This window comes from Streptomyces natalensis ATCC 27448 (assembly GCF_000935125.1).
GTDB lineage: Bacteria > Actinomycetota > Actinomycetes > Streptomycetales > Streptomycetaceae > Streptomyces > Streptomyces natalensis.
Map to the genome: position 1 here is coordinate 22,366 of NZ_JRKI01000037.1, position 21,804 is coordinate 44,169.

Consider the following 21,804-nt stretch of genomic DNA (forward strand, 5'->3'; position numbering starts at 1 on the left):
CTCCCCCGTCTGCACTTCGATCCTGCGCAGGAACAATCGAGGAACGGAAGTAATTATTCCGGGAGCAGCCGCAGTGCTGAGCTGGTGAGCCAGTAGCTGTCCCACAGGGAGATCACGGCGGGTAGTACCGTCATCGGCATGGGGAACGGGGCCCGCTGGCGGCGGCTGGAGAGCGAGATCTTGTTCACGGGCGGCCCCAAGGACCGTATCCGTCTCGCGGTGGACCAGGCGGTACGACCCGACGGGGCCGTCGTAGCGTATCCACACGTTGCCGCACCGGACTCGGTGCGCGTACTTGCAGTTCACCACGGCCGCGTGCCGATGGTCACCCAGCACCACTACCTGCACAACACGGAGATCACCGACTTGCCTGGCGGTCTCATCGATGAAGGCGAAGATCCGGCAGACGCCGCGCGTCGCGAACTGGCTGAAGAGACGGGGCTGCACGCGTCTTGGGTGTATCCGCTCGGCGCCGTCGCGACCGCCCGGTCAGCGAGCACGGAGACGGCCCACCTCTTCCTCGCCCACGGATGCGTGCTTGGAGAGACGAACCTCGATGCCGGCGAGGCAGTCGCAACGAAGTGGTGCTCATGGCACGAACTCGCAGAAGTCGACGTCATGGCGGTGTACGGCGCCAATCCCCAGGCTCTCGCCGACGCCGCGTCCCTCGCCGCCGTACAACGAACCCAAGCGCCGATGCGTGCTGTCGGAGGGGCACTTCCCGAACCCCATGACGACCTGCCCACGGCCGCCTATGCGGCGTAGACCGTGACCGAGCTGCGCGATCCGATCGCGGATGAGCGGCTGACGCTCGTGTGGCTCGACCTGGCCGTCGGTCGGTACCCGGAAGGTGCATCCATCCTGGCCGAACTGGAGGGAGCCTGCGGAGGGCCGGAAGCTGAGCGAGCTTGGACACGTGCCACCGAGCGGCTCTGGGCCCTGGCCCAGGGGGCGTGACCCGGCCTCGACAACCTGGCGCGCCCTCACACAAGCTTCCCCCGGAGCGCTATCCGCTGGCCTGTCCGGTTCTATTCGAGCTCACGGCCTTGCCTGATTTCCCACGGACCTGTCGGCACCACGCGCACTATAGCGCTCGTCCTCGGATGCCTCGATCCCCTCGATGGCGTCCTAGGAGGCCGCGACGACCAGCTCCACAGCCTCAGCCGCGTTGTCCGTACAGAAGTGATGGCGGGGAATGCCCGTGTGGCTCACGTGGGGAACTCGCCGCACCAGTTGCGGTTGATGAGGACGGCGGGCAGGTACTCGGACTCGACCTCGATGGGGATGCCCGCGTCGTGGGCGATGCAGGCGATGGCGAGGGGGGCGAGAGCGACGAGGCCCGATGCCTGGAGAGCCCGGCTCTCCTCGCTCCAGTACTCCTGGTGCCACTGGAGGGCGGTGGTGAGCGCCCGGCTGAAGCCGGCGTGGTCCTTGCGGAGGAAGCGGTGGAACATCTCCATTGGCGGGTACAGCAGCTTGCCCGCCGTCTCCGGGTCGGTGGCGACCGCCGGGTTGGTGCCGTCGACCGCGGCAACCAGTTTCGGGACGAGGTCGGCGCCTCCGAGCCAGTAGGTCTGGAGGGTGTCGATCCAGGCGTAGTGGTACTCGTCGAAGCGCGAACCGTTCTCCCGAAGCAGGGATATGGGCACTTGGCACAGGGCGGTGATCCTCTCCTTCTCCCTGCACACCACGGCCAGGTAGAAGGCGCTGAGCCAGGCGCCCGGGTTCACGTACCACTGCGGGCCGGTTGCCCGGAGCGTGCGGTCCTTGTGCGCGATGCGGCACTGCACGTGCTCCTCGGTCGTGGTCGCGGCAGCGAACACGGCAGAGCCGACCTGCATTGCGTTCACCCAGGCGTCCCACGTGGGGAAGATCGATGCCCGCGGGTCCAGCAGGCAGTGCGACTGGGCCAGGGTGAGCGTGACGCGCTGGGTGTCGCCCAGATCGGTGGAGTCCGTCTCAAGCCCGTCGATCAGCTCCTGCATCTCCTCTTGGAGCACGGCGAGGCCCGCTTCCGCGTTCCCCGTGGGAAACGGGTGGCGGGGAATGTTCGAGACCAACGCGTTTCTCATTGGAAGACCTTGGCCCAAGCGTCGACCTCGCCGACCCAGCCGAACTGCAGAAGTTCTTTGGGCAGGTGCTCCGGGGCATGCTCATCGACTGAGGGAACGAGGTGCCGCCGCACCCTCAACATCACGGACGACCTACCGATCACGTCGGGAACTCGCCCACCCATGTGTGCTTGAGCAGGTGCTTTGGGAGGTACTCCGACTCCACGCCGATGGGCATGTCCGCGTCGTACGCCATGCACGCGATCGCCAACGGGGCCAGAGCCACCAGGCCGTCGCCGCTCAGGGAGCGGGCCTCGTTCGCGGTCCAGTACTCCTTGTGCCAGGTTAGGGCGTTCGCCAGGGAGTCGGTGAATGCCTGGTTCTCGCGGCGCAGGTACAGCTGGAAGAGCTCCAGCGGCGGGTAGAGGATCTTCAGCATCAGCTCGGAGTCGGCAATCCGCGCGTTCTCCGGGGCGGTGCCCTGGACCGCGGTAACCAGGGTTTGCCAAACCTGCGAGCGGCCGAACCAGAAATGCTGGAGGGTCTCGATCCAGGCGTAGACGTACTCGTCGAACTCCGCGCCAGAGGCACGCAGGAACTCCACCGGGACCTGCGCCAGCTGCTTCGCCCGCTCGTTCTCGCGGCAGATCACCGCCAAGTAGAAGGAGGTTAGCCAGTTCCCGGCGTGCAGGTAGTCCTGCGAACCGGTGGCGGGCAGCTTCCGCACCTCGTCCAGGGCCCCGACGTTGCAGGCCACCGGGCCCTCCTGCGCGGTGCCAGAGGCGAAGAGCGCCGAGCCCACCTGCATGGCGAGAACCCACGACTCCCAAGTTTCGAGGTCGCCCGCAACGGGGTCCTGGAGGCGGTGCCACTTCGCCGCCGAGAGTGCGAATGTCAGTGCGTCGTAGCGATCGTCCTCGGACGCCTTGATCCCCTCGATGGCCTCCCGGGCGGCCGTGACGACCGGCTCCATGATCTCCGCCGCGTTGTCCGTATGGAAGTCATGGCGTGGAACGCGCGGGCGGCTCACGTGGGGAACTCGCCGAGCCAACCGTGGTGCAAGAGGTGCTTGGGCAGGTACTCGGATTCGACCTCGATCGGGAGTTCCCCGTCGAAGGCCAGGCAGGCGATCGCGAGAGGGCCCAGGGCGATGCTGCCGTCGATGTCGGCCCTCCGCTCCTCGGTCAGCGTCCAGTACGTCTGGTGCAGCTTCAGTGCCTCTGCCAGGGCGGGGCTGAAGCCGGCTTCGTCTTTGGTTACGAAGCGGTAGAAGAGGTTGATCGGTGGATAGAGCAAACCCTGAAGCAGGTCCCGCGGGGCGGTCCGTGCCACTTCGGGATGCGACATCTGGAGCGCGGCGGTGAGCTTCTCCACCAGACCCGGCCGCCGCAGCCAGTACGTCTGCAGGGTGTCCACCCAGTGGTAGATGTACTCGTCGTACTGCCCTTCCGGGGCGCGAAGGCGCTCCAACGGGATCTCGCACAGCTGCGTCATCCGCTGCTGTTCACGGCAAATGACGGCCAGCCAGAACGCCGTCAGCCAATTCCCCGCGTCGGCAGACGACAGCGGGCCGATCGCCTGGACGGTTCGCAGCTTCCGGTCGATGCGGCATTCGACGGTTCCCTCGCTTTCACCTGTCACGGCGAATAGTGCTGAACCCAGCTGCATCGCGTTGACCGTGGCCTCCCAGGTCTCCACCTTCGCTGCGCGTGGGTCAATGACGCAGCGAGCGCGTAGCGCCATGACAGCGGTGTTGAACGCGAAGTCGATCGAGCCTGCCGACTCCTCAAGGTGGTCAATGCGCCTGGTCACTCGCTTGCTGAGCCGCTCCGCGAACCGCTCGGCGTCGGGTCCTGCTGGGAGTTCATGCCGGGCAACAGTCACGGTCACGGAAGAGTCCCCTTGCTGATGTCGAACCGTCGATACTGGTAGCCAGTGTACTTTCCTGTGTTTTTCTCTCCCTTGACGACGACGTAGTCTAGCTTGCCCTCATCGAGCGCCTTTTCCAGGGCATCGACTAGATCGTCTTCGCCTCGCTTTTCCATCGCCTTGAGGATGTCGAAGAAGTACTCTCTACTTCCCTGGGACACTTTCCTACCGTTCGGGAGGGTGCGACCTCCCAGCTCGGTATCAGCGCTACTCTTGGCCTCGACGACGACTATTCGGCCATCGTCGTGTTTCCAAACCTGGTCGAACTGGTCATTTCCGTTCTTTGGGCCGAGGAGCGTCTGCTTGTCAAAGTCCGGGTAATTTTCGGCGACGTAGTGGTATTCGGCCGCCTTCTCGCCGAATGCCTCGGTAGCGTCACCCATTGCGGTGTGGGATTCCTTGTACGTACCCCTAGCTTCTCCCCAATGTGCGGCTGTTTCGGGGGTGTCGTGGATCTGGTGAGCCTTTCCGGTCTCTGCCTTCCAGTCGCTTACGATATTGTCCCATTTGACGGCGAAATGGCGTTCTCGTGCAGCCTCTTCCAGAATCTCTCGCCGGGCCGGGCTTGTGACAGTGTCCGCCCCCACGCTGATGTAATCCCGGTCGAGGAAATGCGGTTTTGGGGGCTCGGGGGCATCCTTGGCACGGATCCACGGGGCGTTTTCTGACAATCGCGTGAGTTGAGGTGGAGTTTGCCCGCTCTCATCGTACAAATCCAGGTCTTTGCGCGTTCCATCCTTTCTGTAGTAGTGCTCGCGGTACCCCGGCTCGTGATTGGCGCGATAGACCTGAATTTCTTGTATCTGCTCGTGCGTGAGCGAACCGCGGGGGCCGTAGGGGTTATCGCCTTCGTGCATGAAGCTGGGACGCGGTGCAGAATTGTGCTGCGGAGCGCCAGTGCCATCTCCGGCTGACGTGGGCACATCGCCGACAGCGTCACCCCGAGGCTCGGGGTGGCCGGAGCCGCCCGACAGATGGGTGTCGGCCATAGAGCCATCACGGACACCGTGGTCGGTGGCGGAGCTGCCCGGTAGGTCGCGGCCGCCGCCTGTGGTCGGGGTGTTGTCTCCCGAGCGGCCAACCGTCGGGTTGTTGTCCAGGCTGTTGCTGGGCGTGTGGTTGCCCGGGGTGCTGTGGTCGCCGGCACGGCTCCGGGGAGTGTTGTCACCCGAACCAACGTCGCGGTGGCCCGCGTTCTCGCCGACGCGGCCCGGGTCGGAAATGTCTGAGCCGACGCGTATGGTGTCCTCGCCCCGTCCGCCGACACTGGCCGGGACCCGCTGCTCCTGGTGGACCGGGGTCTCAATCCGTGGATTGTCCGCGCCCGCGGCGGGTGGGGCGGGGTTGTCCTTGGGGGCGTCCTCGGCGCGCTGGAAGAGGCTGCCGTCCTCGTTGTAGAGGTCGCCTCTGCCGCTCATGTACTTCCCGCTGACCGGGTCCTTCACCGTGTCCGGTGGGAAGGTGACCGTGTCCTTGGGCAGCTTGATTGTGCCGTCCGAGAGTTTGGTCGCCCCTTCCGGAATGGCGGCACCCTCGGGCAACTGCACTGTGCCGTCCGCCAGCTTGACGGCGCCCTCGGGCAGGCTGAAGGCACCCTCGGAGATCTTCGGGACCTCGACGCGGCCGACGCCCTTGAGGCGGGCCATCACGTCGCCGACCTTCGACAGGCCGGCGCCTGCGCCCTTGAAGACGTAGGTCATCGGGTCGACGTAGTGGCCGACCTTGCTGACGACGGACAGGCTCTTGGCCACCATGCCGGCCTTGCCCGCGCCTTCCACGGCGGCGCCGCCACCGCGGGTGAAGACGGCGGTCACGATGTTGAAGGTGACCGCGCCGGCGGCCCGGGAGCCATTCGTCTTCCACTGGTCCCAGGCCACCATGGCCTTGCCGGTATCCAGCACCGCGGTACGCGAATCCCGCAGCCAGGAGGGGAGTATGTCCCCCGGCGCCGCCAAGTAGGCGGGTCCCACGATGGGCAGCATGGTGATCGTAAATGCGGTGGAGAGCTTGGCCAGACCGGTCCACGCCGCGCCGGCGGCGTCCCCGCCGTGCCCGCCGAACAGGGTGTACAGGCCGTCGATGGTGCCCCCCACGCCGTCGACGATGAAGCCCTTGGCGAAGTCGTAGGCGTGCTCCCACACCTGCCACGCGGGAACGGATTCCTCGACCGCTTCACCCCAGGGCAGGGTCTTGGACGCCTTGAGGGCTTCGGCGTCATAGCCGTATCCGTCTTTGTGGGAGGCGTCGATCGCGTGGAGTGCCTTGCCGCCTACCAGGTGGACGATCTTGGCGTGGCAGTCGCGTTCGGCTTTCTGGAAGGCGGCCCAGACTTCGGCGATCTTGTTGCGGCGGTTGAGGTTCTCCTCGACAAGGTCGCCGTCCTCGCTCCAGTCGTCTTCGGCAGCCTCGTTGTCGCGGAAATCGGCGGCTTCCTTCTTGAGCTGCTTCAGTCGCTGGATCAGTGGCCTGATCTCATGGGCGTAGGTGCCCAGAGCCTTGGCGATGACGTGCATGTCGTCGCTCAGGTCTTGTGCCGTGTCCGCCACTGGTTTGGTGACACCGAACAGCTGCTCCGCCTCGGGGGCTTTGTAGAAGGCGGCCAGTCCGCCGAAGGACTTGTGGACGTCCGAGCCGGCGGTTTGGACCTTGGAGCCGCCGCGGGACAGCGCCTTCGTCTTGGCTTCGAGGACATGGAGATTGCCGGTGTAGACGGGTACTTCGGCCGGGTTGACCGGTCCGCCGCTCATTTCTTCTTCCCCCCGAAGTCCTTGAGAGCATCCACTCGCACGTCATGAGCGGCGGTCTGGGCGTTCTTGGCTGCCTCCAGATCGCCCTGGACGTATTCATTAGTGGCTTTGGCAGCGCCCAGGACGGCGGCCTGGCAGCGATCGGCCATCGCCTTCATGTGCTTCTTGCGGTGCGTGACGTACTCGGCCAGCGCCGCGGCGACCGGACCCGTCGCCTTGTGCGGCAACAATTCGGGGGCCACCGGTCCCAACGGCTTGCCCGCTGGCGTCATCGGCCCGCGCATCGGCGTCATGGCGCTCGTGCCCGGCACAGCCGTACCTGCCGCCTGAGCTGCCTCCTGGATGTCAGAGAGCAGTGTGTTGAGGGCTTTCCCCAGATCTTCGGCATGCGTGCCGACGACCTTCAACTGGCCCTGTACTCCCTGTGGCTGAATGTCCCATGACGCCATGAACGCCCCCTGCTTACCTCTCTGCTGCAACGCCACCACGACTCGCGCGGCGCCGTCCCCCACGGCTGGCCGACCCGTCAGTGCACCCCGAAGGAGTGCTTCTCCTCCTGACGTGCCGGGGTTGGTTCAGCCGATGTTGTCGACCGCGGCCTTCGCCCGCGCAAGCGTCTGGTGCGCCGTTGCGTCGTTCTTCTCCAGCGTCGTCTTCAGCAAGTGGATGATGCTCTTGACCTCCTGGGAGGCGCGGTTCCAGCGCAGTTCCTTGCCGTGGTACTCCTCCGCGACACCATCCGCCGCGAAGTCCGCCATCGCCGCCTTCACCTGCGCATCACGCGCCGCGATCACCTGCTCCAAGCGCGCGATCACCGCCTGGATGTTGCCCTGCGCCTCCGCTGATGCACCCGAGTCGTACGAACGACGGTCCATGCCAGCAGCCATCACAATCACTCCCCCTGGGGTCTGAGTACTTCCGTCGCGATCGGGCTGTCAGCGGCCCGAGAAGCGGGCCGCGTCGAAGTTCGCCGCCGACATCTGCGACCGGGCGTTGTCGGCCTGTTCCTGGACACCCGAGCCGAAGGCCGACTCCATGCCCGACTGGCCGCCCACAATCGCGGACAGCGCACTGTTCAACGACGCCGTGATCTCGTCCGCGTTCGCCTTGAACGAGTCGAAGGCCGCCTTGCCCGAACCGTTGAACTTGCCCTCCAACGGCTGTGCTGCCTGAATGAGCTGACGGATCAAAGTCCCCAGCTCCGCACCCGATCCCTGCGACTTCGACCTCAGGGTCGAGAGCGTCTGCGCTCCCATATCGAACTTCATCGGGCTCCCCCCCGCCAGACTTGACGATCATATGTGCGGTCATGCCTATCAACTGCGGATCATTGCTGCAATCCGCATTCCCCATGCTATGACGAAGGTGTGACAACGGCTCAGAGTCGCCGTGCGTCCCCTCCCCACTCCACTGTGTTTGGTAAGGAGGGCCACGGGCTGGCTCCGCCCCCGATCCAGGTGCTCACGCGCCTTTCAGATGCCGCACCAGGCGCTCGAAGTCCTGCCAGCCCGACAGGTCCAACGGGTCGCCCGGCAGCGGGTAGTACATCGCCGGGCGAGCCTTCGGGCCGAGGAGGACAGGCGGCTGGGCCAGCGGCGTGTGCCGGGCGCGGTCGCCGGGCATCTGGCGGACCTCCTCCGCGCCGAGCACGAAGGCCAGCGGGACACCGGGGCCCTCGAAGCGGGGCGGCACCGCCAGGTCCCGGCGGGCTTTGCGGATCTGGACGAGCATCGACAGAAGCTGGTGGCGCGTGGCGAGCACCTCCGCGGCCCTGGGCAAGGAGTCCAGCGGCGGCTCCTCGTCGGGGCCGTAGCCGAACATCAGCGTGACGTACTCCTCCACGCCCGCCTTCGTCCGGCTGACGCGCACCGTGGCCAGGCCGGGCCGGTCCGGGGTGCCGACCGCCACGAACCAGGTTGGCTCTGGCGCCCTTTCGTAGGTGAGGTCGGTCATCTGGCGCGGCGACCATGGGAGGTTGGCGGGCTCCGCGGTCCCCCACCCAGCCGGCGGCTCACCGGTCAGTTCGCGCCATATCGACTCCAGCGCGCCGCCAAGGACCAGACGCTCGTCCGCGGGGTGGACCGTGCGGAACGTAATGGCCAGCTGCTGCTCACCGGTGTCCGTGACCTCTTGGTAGGAGGCGGCTACCGGGGTGCGGGGGTCGTCAGCGGTCGCGTCGGCCGCCGCTACCGGTGCGAACATGCCGTCCTGCCAGCGCAGGACGGCTCCGGACTGTCCGTCGTAGTAGCCGTCCCGTTCGTCGCGCACGACCCAGCGGGAGGGCCAGTTGCTCAGGCTGCCGCGTACGGCCGGAGAGAGCGTGGTACCCGGTGGGGTGACGATCTGGAGGCCCAGCTCGGAGTTGGCGGCGGTCTGGAACGCGTCCTGAAGCCAGGCCGTCATGGCGATCACCGGGCGGTCCTGGATGACGACAGCGACCTTGTCGGTGAGGACGTCGACCGCGGGCTGCGCGGCGTCGGGCGTGGGTGCGACGCTCACGCCTTCGGTCTTCACGACGGCCAGGGACTGCGCGGCCGCTGGTGGCCAGGCGGAGCCGTCGGCCAAAGCGGCCAGCCGGGCCGCGAAAGTGCCCGCGAGCTGCTCGGCTTCTTCCACACCGGTGGTCGCACGGGCCTCTGTCCACCAGTACGGAAGCGGCGGCGGGGTGGCACCGAGAAGCCGTTCGGCCTCGCCGGCGACCTGTACGAGCAGCGGCGCCTCGACGGAGACGAGAGGGCGTCCTTCCTCGTCGCACAGTCGCACGACGGCGCCCTCGCCCGCCGTGTCCACCAGATTGTCGGGGCCCCCGGAGAGCAGGCCCGCGAGCATGGCCCACGGGTCGGGCATGCGCCGGGTGAGGGCAATGACGTCCTTGGTCATGGGGTCGTCCGGTCCTTCGTCGTTCGGGGCATGGATGCCGTACGTCTCGTGGTCCGCGGGGGTGGGAGAGCTCTCCTGTATGTCACGCGGGGGAGTACACGGTCTGGATCAGGCGGTTGGACTGGCCCCTGCGGATGAGGACACCGCGGCCCGGCGGCTGCCAGGAGGCGTAGACACCGGGGAACAACTGGCCTTCGCCGCGGTCACCTGCCATGAGGAGTGCGGACGATCCCGACTCGCGCAGGCCCTGCACCAGGGGCTCGTAGATGCCGCGTGAGGCGCCTGCGACGCGGCGGGTCAGGACGAAGTGGAGGCCGATGTCCACCGCGGACGGAATGTACGGCAAGAACGGTTCCAGCGGTTCCTGGCCGGCAGTGGTCAGGATGTCGTAATCGTCGACGAGGACGACGATCCGCGGACCGCCACCCCAGCTGCCCGGTTCCAGGTCCTCAAGGCGCGCGCTGTCATCGGGCAGCCGCTTGTCCAACACGCCGGCGATACCGGCGGCGAGGCCCGCGCACAGCTTGGCGTTGTACGCGTAGCCGCCGTTGAACTCCTCGGGGATCGCGCCCCGCAGACTGCGCCGGGGGTCCATGACGGCGAAGACCAGCTCGTCCTCGCTGTACCGCTCGATGAGGCCGGCGGCGATGGTCTTCAGGAGATTCGTCTTGCCGCACTCGCTGTCGCCCATGATCAGCAGGTGCTGGTCGTGCTGGAAGAGGTCGAGCAGCATGGGTTCAAGCCTCGTCTGGTCCAGGCCGATGGGGACCCGCTGGGGTTCGGCGACCGGGCCCGGCAGGAGGTGGGGCTCCAGGAGGTGCGGCAGCACCCGCACCGGCTGGGCGACCTCGCCGCTCCAGGTGGCGCGGATCGTCCTCGCTGCTCGCTCCAGAACTGCGCCCATGTCCGCGGTGTCGGCGAGTGAGTCGGTGCGGGGCAGCGCGACCTGCGCGAAGAGTTTGCCGTTGGTGAGGACGCGGCCGGGCTCGTCGGGCGAAAGGGTTACTGCCAGCTTGCTGTCGATGCTGGACTCGCTGGGGTCGTTCAGTCGCAGCTCGACGCGGGTGCCGAAGTTCGACTGGACGGCGATGCGTACGTCGTTCCAGCGGAGCATGCCCGCAACGACGTGGATGCCGTAACCGCCGCCGCGTTGGAGGATGTCGGCGATGTCGTCCTCCAGCTCTTCGAAGTCGTCGCGCAGTGCACCGAAGCCATCGATGACGAGCACGATCTCCGCGGAGGCCAGCTGAGGCAGCCGGCCCGCCGCGTGCAGGCCGCGCAGCTGATCGACGGAGTCGATCCCGTGCTCGCGGAAGAGGTCCTCCCTGGCCGCGAGCATGTTCCGTACCTCGTCGACGGTGCGCGCCACCCGCTCACGGTCGACGCGACCTGCGACACCACCGACGTGAGGCAGTCCCGACAGGGCCGCCAGGCCGCCGCCGACCAGGTCGAGCCCGTAGACGCCGACCTCCTGCGGAGTGTGGGTCAGCGCCAGCGAGAGGACGAGGGTGCGCAGGAGCGTGGTCTTGCCGGACTGCGGGCCGCCGATGACGGCTGCGTGGCCGCCCGCCACCGTCAGGTCCAGGTACCACTGGCTCTGCCACTGCCTGGCCGGATCGTCGAGCAGACCCAGCGGTACCTCCAGTGGGCCGCGGCGCCCCGCGAGCTGCATGCCGCGCGTGCCGACGTCCAGCGGTCCGGCGACCGTGTCCAGGGTGATCGCGTCGGGCAGTGGGGGCAGCCAGATGCGGCGCACCGTACCGGCGGCGTTCGCCAGCTGCTCGACCATGACGCCCAGCTCGGTCGGCCCCATCTCGCGGCGCCGCACCGTCGGCTCCTGCGCGTCCGCATCGTCTTCAGCGGAGAGGGTGTTGAAGGTGTCGTAAGGGAGGGCGAGGGGCCCGCTGTCCTCGTCGTCCGGGCGCTGTACGGGGCCGCGGTAGGCGCCTGAGACATAGCTTGCCTTGAACCGGTCGTAGTGGCTGGTGTCGACCTTGAGGTAGCCGAATCCGGGCAGCGGCGGCAGGTGGAAGGCGTCTGCGGTGTCCAACACCGTACGGGATTCGTCGGCGGAGAAAGTGCGCAGGCCGAGCCGATAGGAGAGGTAGGTGTCCAGGCCCTTGAGATGGCCGCCCTCGATGCGCTGGCTGGACAGCAGCAGATGCACCCCGATCGAGCGGCCGATGCGGCCTATGGACAAGAACAGGTCGATGAAATCCGGCTTGGCGGTGAGCAGTTCACCGAACTCGTCGATGACGACGAACAGATGCGGCAGCGCCTCCAAATCGGGCCGACGACTGGCGCGCAGCGCGGCATAGTCACCGATGTCGGCGACGTTTCCCGCATCCTTGAGAACCTGCTGACGGCGCTTGACCTCACCGGCAAGCGAGGCATGGACGCGCTCGACGAGGCCCGCCTGATTCTCCAGGTTGGTGATCACACCGGCCACGTGAGGCAGGTTGGCGAACGGCGCGAAGGTCGCACCGCCCTTGTAGTCGACCAGGACCAGGGCCAGATCCTCTGGCGGGTGGGTGGCCGCCAGGGCGAGGACGATGGTGCGCAGGAGTTCCGATTTGCCCGATCCGGTGGCGCCGACGCACAGGCCGTGTGGGCCCATACCGAGCTCGGAGGACTCCTTCAGATCCAACAGCACCGGCTCGTGGGAGTCGTTGAGGCCGATGGGTACGCGCAGGAAGGCGCGCTCGCCACGCGGCGCCCACAGGTGTGAGAGATCGAGCTGCGCCACGTCATCGACGCCGAGCAGCTTGGCGAAGTCCACAGGCCCGGTCAGAGGGGCATCGGTGAGCGATTCGGCGGACAGCCGCAGCGGTGCCAGCATCCGGGCCAGGCCCTCGGCGAACGGGATGCTGACCTCGTCCACGGTGCCGTGGGCGATGACCGGCTCCTGTTCGCGCAGGTCCTCGATGATCACCTGGTCGCCGTCGACGGTGATCCGGACACCGACGTGACCTGGCTCCTGTACCCGCTGCTCCAGCAGGTGCAGGACAGTGACGCCCATCTCGCGCAGGCCGACCGCCTCGTCGGGGCGCGGCAGGTCGACCGCGTCCTCGCCATGTCCGTCGGCGACGACGAGCATCCGGGACGTCATCGACAAGGCGTCATTGTCGGACAGGCCGCGGCGCACCTCAGCCGCATAGGAAGCACGGCGGCGCAGTTCGGCCCCGATCTGCCGGGCGAGCTGGGGAGCAGAGGGAGCGATGCGGCGGGCAGCGACGGGGCCATCGAGCTGCTCGGCATCGAGCAGATGTGGCAGCCACTTGGCCCACTCCCAATCGGCGAGCCGGTCGCCGGGCACTGCGAGCGCCATCGCCACATCATCGGGGGCATGCAGAGCGGCGGCCTGAACAAGCAGACCACGGGCAGCGCGCAGGCAGTCCTCACGGGGGCCGATGACGCTGATGTTGCCGACACGATCGAGCGGGACGGTGAGGGGCAGTTCGGTACCGGTGCGGAAGCGGGCCATCAGCGCCGACGCTTCGTTGAGCATGAAGGGGTCGGGCGGGGTGAGAACCGATGAGCCCTGCTCAGCAATCTTCAAGTCGCGTACAGGCATCTCGCCGGTGCCAACGCGCACGCGCAGGAAGTCGCCGTCGACGCGGCGGCGCTCCCAGAGGCGAGCCGGATCGCGCACGATGTCGTAGAGGGCGGGCGATGGCGGGTTGAGGATCTCGGCGCGCTCGCGGCGCTCGCGCTCCGCGGCGGAGAGCTCGTCGCGCAGGTCCTCCAGATAGGCGAGATATGCCTCGCGCTGGGTGCGTCGGGTGCGTTGGGCCTTGCCACGCTGGGAGAAGACGAGCGTGAGGGAGCCGATGACGGTGACGACGAGGATGATCGCGCCGAGCCCGGCGAACTGACTGTTGCGCACGACCGTCATCATCACCACGGACGACATGACACCGGCGATGGGCAGCAGCGACATCGCGATGTTGCCCGCCTTGCCCTCGGGGAGGTTGGGCGGGGCCTCAATGATGCGTGCCTCGGAGGCGGCCGGGGGCCTGGTGGCCCTGGCCGGGCGGTGTATCAGTCGGGTACTCATCGTCGTCCGTCATTCACGCTCGGGCTCGGCATCTGCTCAGTAACGCTTCTGGGAGAGGTGGAAAACGTCCGAGGCAAGGCGGGCGGTGGCCTTCCTGGTCGGGTGAGCGAGCAATTCGGTCTGGACCGGGCCACCGGCCGCCAAGTGCCGGTCATACGGCAGCACCTGGACGCTCGCCCCGGTCGACGTCAGCGGTCGCGCGGCTTCGTCGAGGTCGAGCCCCGAGTGGACTGTCAATTCGGTGAGCACGACGACCGTGCTGGCGATCACATGCCGGGGCAGCTGCTGCATCCACTGCAGTACCGCGTACGTGCTGGTGATGCCTTCCGGCGTGGCGGGGGCGGTCAGGACACGGGCGTGGGCCGAGGCGAGCGCGACCCGGGCGACCTCGGCGGGCATCGTCTCACAGTCGATCACCATCACACCGAAGTAGCGGCGTAGCGCAACCACGGCCCGTTCGTACGCCCGGCTGTCCAGCATCACGCCGATCTGCCCCTGACTCGCGGGCAGCAGCCAGGCGTTGTGGGGCAGCTGGACCAGATAGCCAGTGACGTCGAGCAGCGACATGTCCGGCTTCACGATGTCCGCGACATCACTTGTGGTCCACCGCCGTGACTGGACACCGAGCCGCAGCGGCAGCGAACCGAGCGCCGGATCGGCCTCAAGAAGCAGGACCGGATCCTGCCGGTAGTGCGCATACGTGGTGCCGAGCAACGCGGCAACGGTCGACTTGCCCGAGCCGCCCCGGATGGACGTGACCGCGATCTGCCGACCGGTCGTCACAGGCCGTTGCAGCACCTCAGCGACGCGGGTGACCTCAGCAACCTCGCGTGCCGCTGACGAGGAAAGCGTGCGCCGCAGGGCATGGCCGGCACGCGCAGCGAAAGATTCGCCCCGCCGTGGCTTGAGCCGTACCGCGCTGGCCAGACCCTCGTCCATCACAGGCCGGGAGACAGGAGCACCGTGGAGCAGGGGACCCGGGGGCGGTATGTGCGCGGACGGGTCCTGCTGCTTCTGTACCTGGTACCGGTCGCCGGACTGCTGAGGCCATCCGCCCTGAACGCCCGAAGGCTGCTCCGGCCCCTGGTACGGGTAGCCGGTCTGACGGTGCGCACCACCCCCATGGGTGGCGTCCGGGGCTTGGGCGCTCTGCGCAGGCGGGCCCGGCGGGGGTGCGGAAGCGCGGTACACCTGCCCCTGGGGGCCATGGACACCCGGCTGCGCACCGCCCCCGAGGTCGCGCAGCACATCCCCCTGCCAGCCGTCTCCGCTCGGCATGCCTGCCCTTCACCCCACCCTGCCGCCCCGCACGGAGCGCCTGCACATCGACTTAGAACTGGTTGAGCAGCTGCCCGTACACACCGAACACACCAGCGGTGATCGGGAAGAGCCCCACCATGCCCATGGATTCGACCAGATCGGCCACGCGCCGCAGCCGCACCTGCACATGCTCAGGCACCTGCACCGCCAACACGAGCAGCGGCAACACCGCGGCCGCGCACAGCACGGCAAGTGGACCAGCGCCCCCTGCATGATCCATCCACACCATCACGAGGCGCACCAGGAGACACGCCGCGGCGGCGAACAGTGCAACAACCTCAGCCACCAGCGGGAAAGCCCGTGCCCTTGACACCAAGACCAGGATGACGAGCGATGCCAGCACCACGGTCCACACGGTCGGTTTCTCGGCCGCTGTGAGCAACCAGCCGGCTGAGGCCGCCGAGACCGCAGCGACGGTCGTCGACACGGCAAGGCCACGGTGCGTCGCCGCAAGCGCGGTGCCCACCTGGTGACGACTGACAGAGGCCCCGCCCGAGCGGCGATCATCGAGCGCGGTAAGCCCCGACGCCATCATGGCAAGCCGCGGCAGCACACCGAGCAGCACCAAGGAGAAGACGGCCATGACCGCGCCGAGCCGAGCCGGATCACTCTGAACGGCGGCGACCACCTCCCACACGACGGCGAGCGCAGCGCTGGTCACTGCCCCAACGAGCCCGCCCTTGCCCAGCGGTGAAAAGAGGCCGAGGAACCCAAGCGTCAGGACCAACGCGCCCGCGACGGCAGCGAGCCGCACAGTGCCCGGCCAGCCGTATGCATCGGCGGCCGTCCACGCGGCGAGAATGCCGAGCCCCCCGGAGGCGACCAGAAGCGCGGTCGCCAGACCCCGGTTTCCCTGCCCGATCTTGGCGACGAGCGCACCAGCCACCACAAGCACGAGCGTGACGACCAAGAGAACGCCGGCCAAGGCATCGAGCACGAACTCACGGCGGGCGAGCAACCCGGCGATCACCATGAAGGCGACCGTCGCCACGCCCGCGCCGACTCGACGCGCGGCAGGCCGCCAGCGCCAAGTCTGCAGGTCGAGGTCGTCAGCCACCTGGTCGGTGACGTCGTGGACTACGGGGGCGGGCGGCGCAGAGTGTGTCCTGACAAGCCGGAGAACGGCCCCGTCGGTAATCCCGGCCGACGCCAGCGTGCTGTCGTGCGGCAGGACAGTGCCATTGGACGTCACCAACTGCCGCGTCAACGGACGCGACGCAGGCCGGTCGCCCAGCAACTGCATGACATCCGGGAGCAGCTGACCTACGGGCATATCGGAGCGCAGGACGAGGTCGGCCCGACGCCGCTCGCCGACCAAGGTCACTCGGCTCAGTAGCGCCTGGGAAGTCGTTGCTCTGCTCACCACCTACGGGAACCTATCATCGCGGCATCGAGCCCCCTCGGGGCAACCGGCCCGCGGGGGCAGCGAACGAAATGCCTCTCCTGCCCCTCCGCCAAGCTCGGCTTCAAGGAACCCCTCTCCGATGACAGGGCGTTCGTCGAGCATTTTCCCGGGAACGCCGCAAAATCTGTCCGAAACCAATGGACCCCTAGGATCTCGCCGGCCTCGTCGGCTGCTCGTACTGCTGCACCTGGTGCTGCTGCTTCTCCTGCTCAGCTTTCTGCTGCGCAAGCGTGTGTTGAAGGAAGGCCCACCCGACGCACCCCGCACACAGGACAGCCGTGATGGCGATCCCCGCGAATACCTTCCCAAGCCGCTCGTCCGCCGTACGCCGCCCCCGTTGCGCGCCAAACAACAGAGCATCCCGCAACCTGCGGCGGCGTACTGCCACCGACTCCAGCAGCTGACTATCGTAATCCCGCGCCATTTCGCCGCCCGTCGCCGCAGTCGTCCATCGCTGCAGTCACGCTCGATGAACCTCAGTCCATCGGCGGTCCCGCACCGGGCGTCAATCCTAGGTGCTCCACGCGTGACGACGACTTCCGCATCGGTCATCGTGAGGATCTTCGGGCTCACGCGGCGCTCCAGCCTGGTGGCCAGCGACAGAGGTTCTGGTCGATTTCGCCGCACGCCATGGAGCCGGCACTCCAGGGTGGGTGGCCTCCGGAGACCAGCGGCCGAGGGAGCGACTGTCGACGAGGCGCGGCCGACTTCGGCGCGTTGGGCGCCGGACGGCTCACCGTTGTCGACCCTGGCATCTGGGGATCCGTATGAGGGTCCTCGACGAACGCCTGCCGTGAAACGTCCTCACGGCCCGCGTCCTTGAGGTCCACACCTTGCTGGCACGCGCCGAAGCAGCCGCGGGCTCAGGCAGGAACAAGGGGGAGGACGCCATCGCCGGGGAGGCGGCTGCCTACCTTGAGGACCTCAAGCGCTCCGCCAGGTGGGAACACCGGGATGCCGCTCCGCCGGTCCGCGGCCCGAAATTCTCCAGGATCTCCAGCCGGTACAGCGCCCGTACCGCCCCGGCTGTCCTCCGATCCCAGGCCCCCAAGAAAAACCCGCAGGCGGACGCACATCGGCGCATGTGCGACATCCTCGCCGACCTGTGGCGTCAAGGTGAGCGCCTGACCACGGCAGAGCTCCAGCAGACAGTCACCAAACTGTCGAAGGCCACGGCTGCCGCCGGCAGTGAGGTAACCGGCCGCCAGCGGGTGGAAGTACTCGACTGGATCGCCCGCGCCGACGCTGCCCAGCCCCCGCCACGGTCGGGCACCCCACCTCCCCAAGGCTCCAAGCAGCACCGCAAAGCCCAAGACCGCGGCCGCGTGCCACGCCAGCCGGCCCGGGCCGAGCCCGAACGCACCACCGCACAGCACGAGCCGCGACGGGAGAACACGAGGAAGAAGAGCCAACCGGCGCGGTTGCCGAGCAGCGCCTTCGCGGACGTTGCCGCCGCGGTCAAAGGGGCGCTGAAGAAGACCGCCAGGGAAGGCTCCACGACCTCCTGGTCCAGGCTTCGGACTCAGCTCGGCTCCGCCCTCCCCGCGCTCCACCCCGATGACCAGCTTGAGATCCTTCTCCGCGTCGAGACCCTGCTACGGGTCGGGCAGCAGGCCCAAGCCAAGCAGCCGTTGCTGTCCGCACTGATAGCGGTGAACGACACCAGCAACCCCCCCGGCTGTATCAGCAGCTCCTCCACCGGCTCGGCCGCGATCAGGCCGAGCCGGGCTGGTGGCAGACCGAGGCGCTCCGACTCCACCAGGTCTGGCGGTATCGGTAGCCGTACCGGGACATCGCCTGAACCGCGCCGGAGGCGGGGGCCGGCGTCGTCGACCAGGAACTGGCCCTGTTGGGCCGAAGGGGGCAGCGAGGGCCTCATCGAGGTTCTGTCGCATGCGTCAAGGAGCGTTGTCCAGGGCGCGCGTCCGCGCGCGGCCGGGCGTCCGGTACGGCCGGTCTCCCTCTCGCACCTCCACACGCCGGGGGCAGGGTGTTGTACGCGGTGCCAGGAGGCTGGTCACAGCGGTGTCCGGGCGAGACGCTGCACATGTCACCCCCCCCCTGTGGCTGCTGCCGCATCAGCGCGCCGTGTGGCGTGCGCTCGTGGTGCGCGACAGATAAGGAAAGGGGAAACTCGTGATGAGACGTTTCCGCAACTTGGCCAGGCGGACCCTCTGGTCGGCCGGACTCGTGCTGGCCCTCCCGGCCGCCCTCCTGACCGCCCCCACCCCCGCCCACGCCCAGAGCATCTGCACCGTCAACAACCAACCCGGCACCACCGGAACCAGCGGCGACGACGACATCGTCTGCACCGGCGATATCAACTTCACCGTCGACGGCGGCGCCGGCAACGACAACATCACTATCAACGGCCAAGTGCTGAGCAGTGGCACGGTTCTCGGCGGCGCCGGCAACGACAACATCGTTATCAACGGGTCCGTCAGCCCCGGCGGCCTCGTCGACAGCGGCGACGGCGCCGACTTCATCACCACCGGCGACGCCGCCGGCACCGTCAACGGCGGCGCCGGCGACGACGACATCAGAACCGGCGACGACCGCGGCGTCGTCAGGGGCAACGACGGCAACGACACCATCAACACCGGCCTCGTCGCCTCCGGCGTCGTTCTCGGCGGCACCGGCGACGACAACATCACCACCGGCAACGTCGTCGGCGGCATCGTCAGCGGCGGCACCGGCAACGACACCATCAACACCGGCACCGTCGACGTCCGCAGCAGCGTCTTCGGCGACCCCGGCGACGACAACATCACCACCGGCGCCAACGCCGGCACCGTCCAGGGCAACGACGGCGACGACACCATCACCACCGTCGCCAACACCGGCACCGTCGATGGCGGTACCGGTATGAACACGTGCACCACAGGAGGGCCGAACCCCGCAATGAACTGCTAACCCACCAGCCCCTGACGGGCCCGGTCTCCGGGGCTTCACCTCGCCCGCCCAGCGCGAGGCGGAGCCCCTTTGGCCATCCCTTTCCTGCTGTCGTGGCGCGGGCCCCGGGGCACGGCGGGTACCCCTGGCCCGGCCGGGATCGCCTCTGCTGCGGGCCCGGCGCCCCGGTCTGCGGCCGGGGCGCTGGGCCTGACCCGGCCGCCCGGAGGCGGGCGAGCAGCGGCACGCGGGCGCACGCGGTGGTCTCTTCACGGGAGTTGTGCCGACGGCCGGCGAGGAACCCGCGATGGGGTGACCATGCCCAGAGAAGTGGCTCACATCAACTCAGCAGCGTTATGACGCGATCGTCGCCGTAGATCGTCAGCTGGCCGCTCAGATCTGCCGCAACCAGTGGACTGTCGGCGACCACGCCATGGAGATGCCGGACCTCATTCGCACTCGGCTGCCACATCCTGCCCCATCCGGGGCGCTCACCTTCACGGAGGAAGCCATGAGCACGCGCACACTCACCTCCACACTCCGCCGGTGGCTTGCCATCCCCGCCGCAGCCAACGCGCTGCTGCTGGCCACAGCCCAACCCGCGCACGCGTCCGCGCCGGCCGGCACGATCATCGACATCGCCTCGATGACCGGCACCGGCACCACGGCGCTGCACTGGTCGGGCAGCTACTCCTGCACCGGCACCACCCCCCTGACCCTCAGCCTCATCGCCAGCGACACCAAAGGCGGCGGCCTCAACAACGTCACCACCAGCCGCAGCGTGCCCTGCCCGGCCACCGGAGCCGCGATCTCCGGTGTCGTCAAAGCCACCACCGGCACATGGCGCTCCCCCGTGGTGTGGCAGGCCGCCCTCAGCGACGGCGACACCCGCCTGGCCAGCACCGATGGTGACGTGGCCAACGGCAAGGACGATGACGTCACCCTTGACTCCGGTGCCATCAACCCCGACGGGACCATGACGGTCGCTGGCACCCTCCGCTGCTCGGTCAACGGCGGATCGGAGACGCTCACGTACACCTTCACACAGGGCACCGGCACTACCGCCAGAACCGCCACTGAGGCATTCAACGTCAACTGCCCAGCCACCGCCGGAAGCCAAGGCACCTGGTCCCACAGTGGATGGGGCGGCGGCTGGGGCAGTGGCGGGGGCGGCTGGGGCGGCGGGGGGTTCGGCGGCGGCTGGGGCCGAGGTTGGGGCGGCTACCGCGCCAACGGCGGCTGGGGCTGGTCGTGAAGGACGGGGTGATCCCGGTGGACTGGACCCAAGGATGAGAGAGACCGCTCCAGGGTTGGCTCCCGCGCCGTCGGGCGCGGGGGCCGGCTCCGGTACCGCCGCGCCCACCGATCCGAGCAGGGTGCAGCCGGGACGGGTGTCGTGTCCCACGTGCAAGGCACAGGTGGGGCAGCCTCGAACCGTTCCGGGCAGCCACCCGTCCCGTCTACGACGAGCAGCTGGTCGCTGACCCCGCCGGCATGGACGTCATCGACATCCGGCAGCAACCCTTCCGATGAACGGGGATCACACCTGCGTGGCGAACGGGGCTGCACATGCTGGTCTCCAGCCGCCACCCGTCCGTCGCGGGTCGGCGTACGGACGGGCGGGGCTTGGCGACAGAGGGGAGGGGCGAGGTAGGGGCCGAAGGCGGGGAACAGTCAACCGCTCCGGCCCGCGGTGCGGCAGCGGCCGCAGGGGCATGGTCAGGCGATCGGCACGTCCAGTGTGGTGTCCGGGCATGCCTCGGCCAGCTGCTGAAGCGCCCGATGCTCGGCGTCGTCCACGGACAGATCCCACCGGGTTTTCACCGACACCCAGTCGTCCAGATACTGGCACTTGGCGTCCTCGGCCGGCGGCATCCACTCGGCCACGTCCTTGTCGGCCTTGCTGCGATTGGACTTCGCTGTCACCGCCACCAGTGACCTGGGGAACGCCAGGTCGTTGGCGTACAGCTCACGGCGCTTGGCCGTCCAGTCATAGGCCCCGCTGTCCCAGGCTTCTGCGAGCGGGACCATGTGGTCGATGTCCAGGCCGGATGGGCCGTTCACGGCGGGGTCGTCGGAGTAGGACCACCACTGGCCGCCGGTCAGCTTGCAGCCGCTTGCCTGCACCGGAGCCTCCACTGCCTCCTGCTTCAAAACCTCCTGGCGGGTGTTGCAGCCGTCCTTGTCCGCATCCACCCAGTGCTTGAACTTGCTGCGCTGGTAGCCCTCACGGTGCTCACCGGTCACCGGCAGTTCCGCGACGAGCTGGCGCACCGTCGCCACACGCGTATGCCCCTGTGCATGCGCCCCCACTGCCGGCGTCACCGCGACCAGGGCAGCTGACAACAGACCGATCATTGTCTTCTTGGCTCTCATGGCGACATGACTACCGAGAAGAAACGATCAACTAGTCCGAGGCGCAAGGCGATTCACCTGGATCAGGGAGTGGACGAACCCGCGTCCGCACTCCGCCAGGCGGCGCCCTCGCGCCAGCACATGCCGCACGCGCTTCGGGCTACGCCG

17 protein-coding genes are annotated in these 21,804 nt (G+C 68.1%); 4 read left to right on the top strand and 13 right to left on the bottom strand.

Annotated features, from left to right (window positions below):
- Positions 1 to 53: 53 nt before the first annotated feature.
- On the bottom strand, positions 54 to 188 hold the full coding sequence (locus tag SNA_RS44855) for a hypothetical protein (RefSeq protein ID WP_275042037.1): 135 nt from the start codon (positions 186 to 188) through the stop codon (positions 54 to 56).
- A gap of 133 nt (positions 189 to 321) precedes the next feature.
- On the opposite strand from SNA_RS44855, the gene SNA_RS44390 reads away from it, so the two are divergent.
- Positions 322 to 765, top strand: coding sequence for an NUDIX domain-containing protein (locus SNA_RS44390; protein WP_241779877.1), 444 nt, complete (start codon positions 322 to 324; stop codon positions 763 to 765).
- 3 nt (positions 766 to 768) lie between these two features.
- Positions 769 to 957 (top strand): hypothetical protein, encoded by a 189-nt coding sequence (locus tag SNA_RS44395; protein WP_044367429.1) that lies wholly within the window; start codon positions 769 to 771, stop codon positions 955 to 957.
- Between the two features lie 251 nt (positions 958 to 1,208).
- On the opposite strand, the gene SNA_RS28510 is transcribed toward SNA_RS44395, so the two are convergent.
- The 11 genes from SNA_RS28510 to SNA_RS28560 form a co-directional block, all read right to left on the bottom strand.
- Complete coding sequence (locus SNA_RS28510) at positions 1,209 to 2,072, bottom strand: immunity 49 family protein (RefSeq protein WP_241779874.1); 864 nt, start codon at positions 2,070 to 2,072, stop codon at positions 1,209 to 1,211.
- A 139-nt stretch (positions 2,073 to 2,211) separates the two neighbouring features.
- Positions 2,212 to 3,081: an immunity 49 family protein gene (locus tag SNA_RS28515; protein WP_241779875.1), complete on the bottom strand. Its 870-nt coding sequence runs from the start codon at positions 3,079 to 3,081 to the stop codon at positions 2,212 to 2,214.
- Positions 3,078 to 3,941: an immunity 49 family protein gene (locus SNA_RS28520; protein ID WP_030068276.1), complete on the bottom strand. Its 864-nt coding sequence runs from the start codon at positions 3,939 to 3,941 to the stop codon at positions 3,078 to 3,080. Before SNA_RS28520 ends, SNA_RS28515 begins: the two co-directional genes overlap by 4 nt.
- Positions 3,938 to 6,727 (bottom strand): hypothetical protein, encoded by a 2,790-nt coding sequence (locus SNA_RS28525; RefSeq protein WP_030068275.1) that lies wholly within the window; start codon positions 6,725 to 6,727, stop codon positions 3,938 to 3,940. Before SNA_RS28525 ends, SNA_RS28520 begins: the two co-directional genes overlap by 4 nt.
- On the bottom strand, positions 6,724 to 7,176 hold the full coding sequence (locus SNA_RS28530) for a DUF6507 family protein (RefSeq protein WP_030068274.1): 453 nt from the start codon (positions 7,174 to 7,176) through the stop codon (positions 6,724 to 6,726). Before SNA_RS28530 ends, SNA_RS28525 begins: the two co-directional genes overlap by 4 nt.
- A 126-nt stretch (positions 7,177 to 7,302) precedes the next feature.
- The gene (locus tag SNA_RS28535) at positions 7,303 to 7,614 is read right to left on the bottom strand and encodes a pore-forming ESAT-6 family protein (protein WP_030068273.1); all 312 of its coding nucleotides are present in this window, start codon (positions 7,612 to 7,614) and stop codon (positions 7,303 to 7,305) included.
- A gap of 48 nt (positions 7,615 to 7,662) precedes the next feature.
- A complete protein-coding gene (locus SNA_RS28540) occupies positions 7,663 to 7,995 on the bottom strand; it encodes a hypothetical protein (protein ID WP_030068272.1) in 333 nt (110 codons plus the stop codon).
- Between the two features lie 193 nt (positions 7,996 to 8,188).
- Complete coding sequence (locus SNA_RS28545) at positions 8,189 to 9,607, bottom strand: DUF6177 family protein (protein ID WP_044367431.1); 1,419 nt, start codon at positions 9,605 to 9,607, stop codon at positions 8,189 to 8,191.
- Between the two features lie 82 nt (positions 9,608 to 9,689).
- On the bottom strand, positions 9,690 to 13,664 hold the full coding sequence (locus tag SNA_RS28550; RefSeq protein ID WP_044367434.1) for a type VII secretion protein EccC: 3,975 nt from the start codon (positions 13,662 to 13,664) through the stop codon (positions 9,690 to 9,692).
- Positions 13,665 to 13,700: 36 nt separating this feature from the next.
- On the bottom strand, positions 13,701 to 14,447 hold the full coding sequence (locus SNA_RS45080) for a MinD/ParA family ATP-binding protein (protein ID WP_338059830.1): 747 nt from the start codon (positions 14,445 to 14,447) through the stop codon (positions 13,701 to 13,703).
- A gap of 547 nt (positions 14,448 to 14,994) precedes the next feature.
- Entirely contained in the window at positions 14,995 to 16,350 is a 1,356-nt protein-coding gene (locus SNA_RS28560; protein ID WP_044367436.1) for an EsaB/YukD family protein, read from the bottom strand.
- Between the two features lie 2,178 nt (positions 16,351 to 18,528).
- Here SNA_RS28560 and SNA_RS28575 point away from each other — a divergent pair.
- Together SNA_RS28575 and SNA_RS28580 are read left to right on the top strand one after the other, a co-directional pair.
- Positions 18,529 to 19,302: a calcium-binding protein gene (locus tag SNA_RS28575; RefSeq protein ID WP_044367440.1), complete on the top strand. Its 774-nt coding sequence runs from the start codon at positions 18,529 to 18,531 to the stop codon at positions 19,300 to 19,302.
- 490 nt (positions 19,303 to 19,792) lie between these two features.
- Positions 19,793 to 20,536 carry a hypothetical protein gene (locus SNA_RS28580; protein ID WP_044367442.1) on the top strand — a complete coding sequence of 248 codons (744 nt, stop codon included), beginning with the start codon at positions 19,793 to 19,795 and terminating at the stop codon, positions 20,534 to 20,536.
- A 464-nt stretch (positions 20,537 to 21,000) separates the two neighbouring features.
- Here SNA_RS28580 and SNA_RS28585 read toward each other — a convergent pair whose 3' ends face one another.
- Positions 21,001 to 21,657 (bottom strand): HNH endonuclease family protein, encoded by a 657-nt coding sequence (locus tag SNA_RS28585; RefSeq protein ID WP_044367445.1) that lies wholly within the window; start codon positions 21,655 to 21,657, stop codon positions 21,001 to 21,003.
- Positions 21,658 to 21,804: the final 147 nt, after the last annotated feature.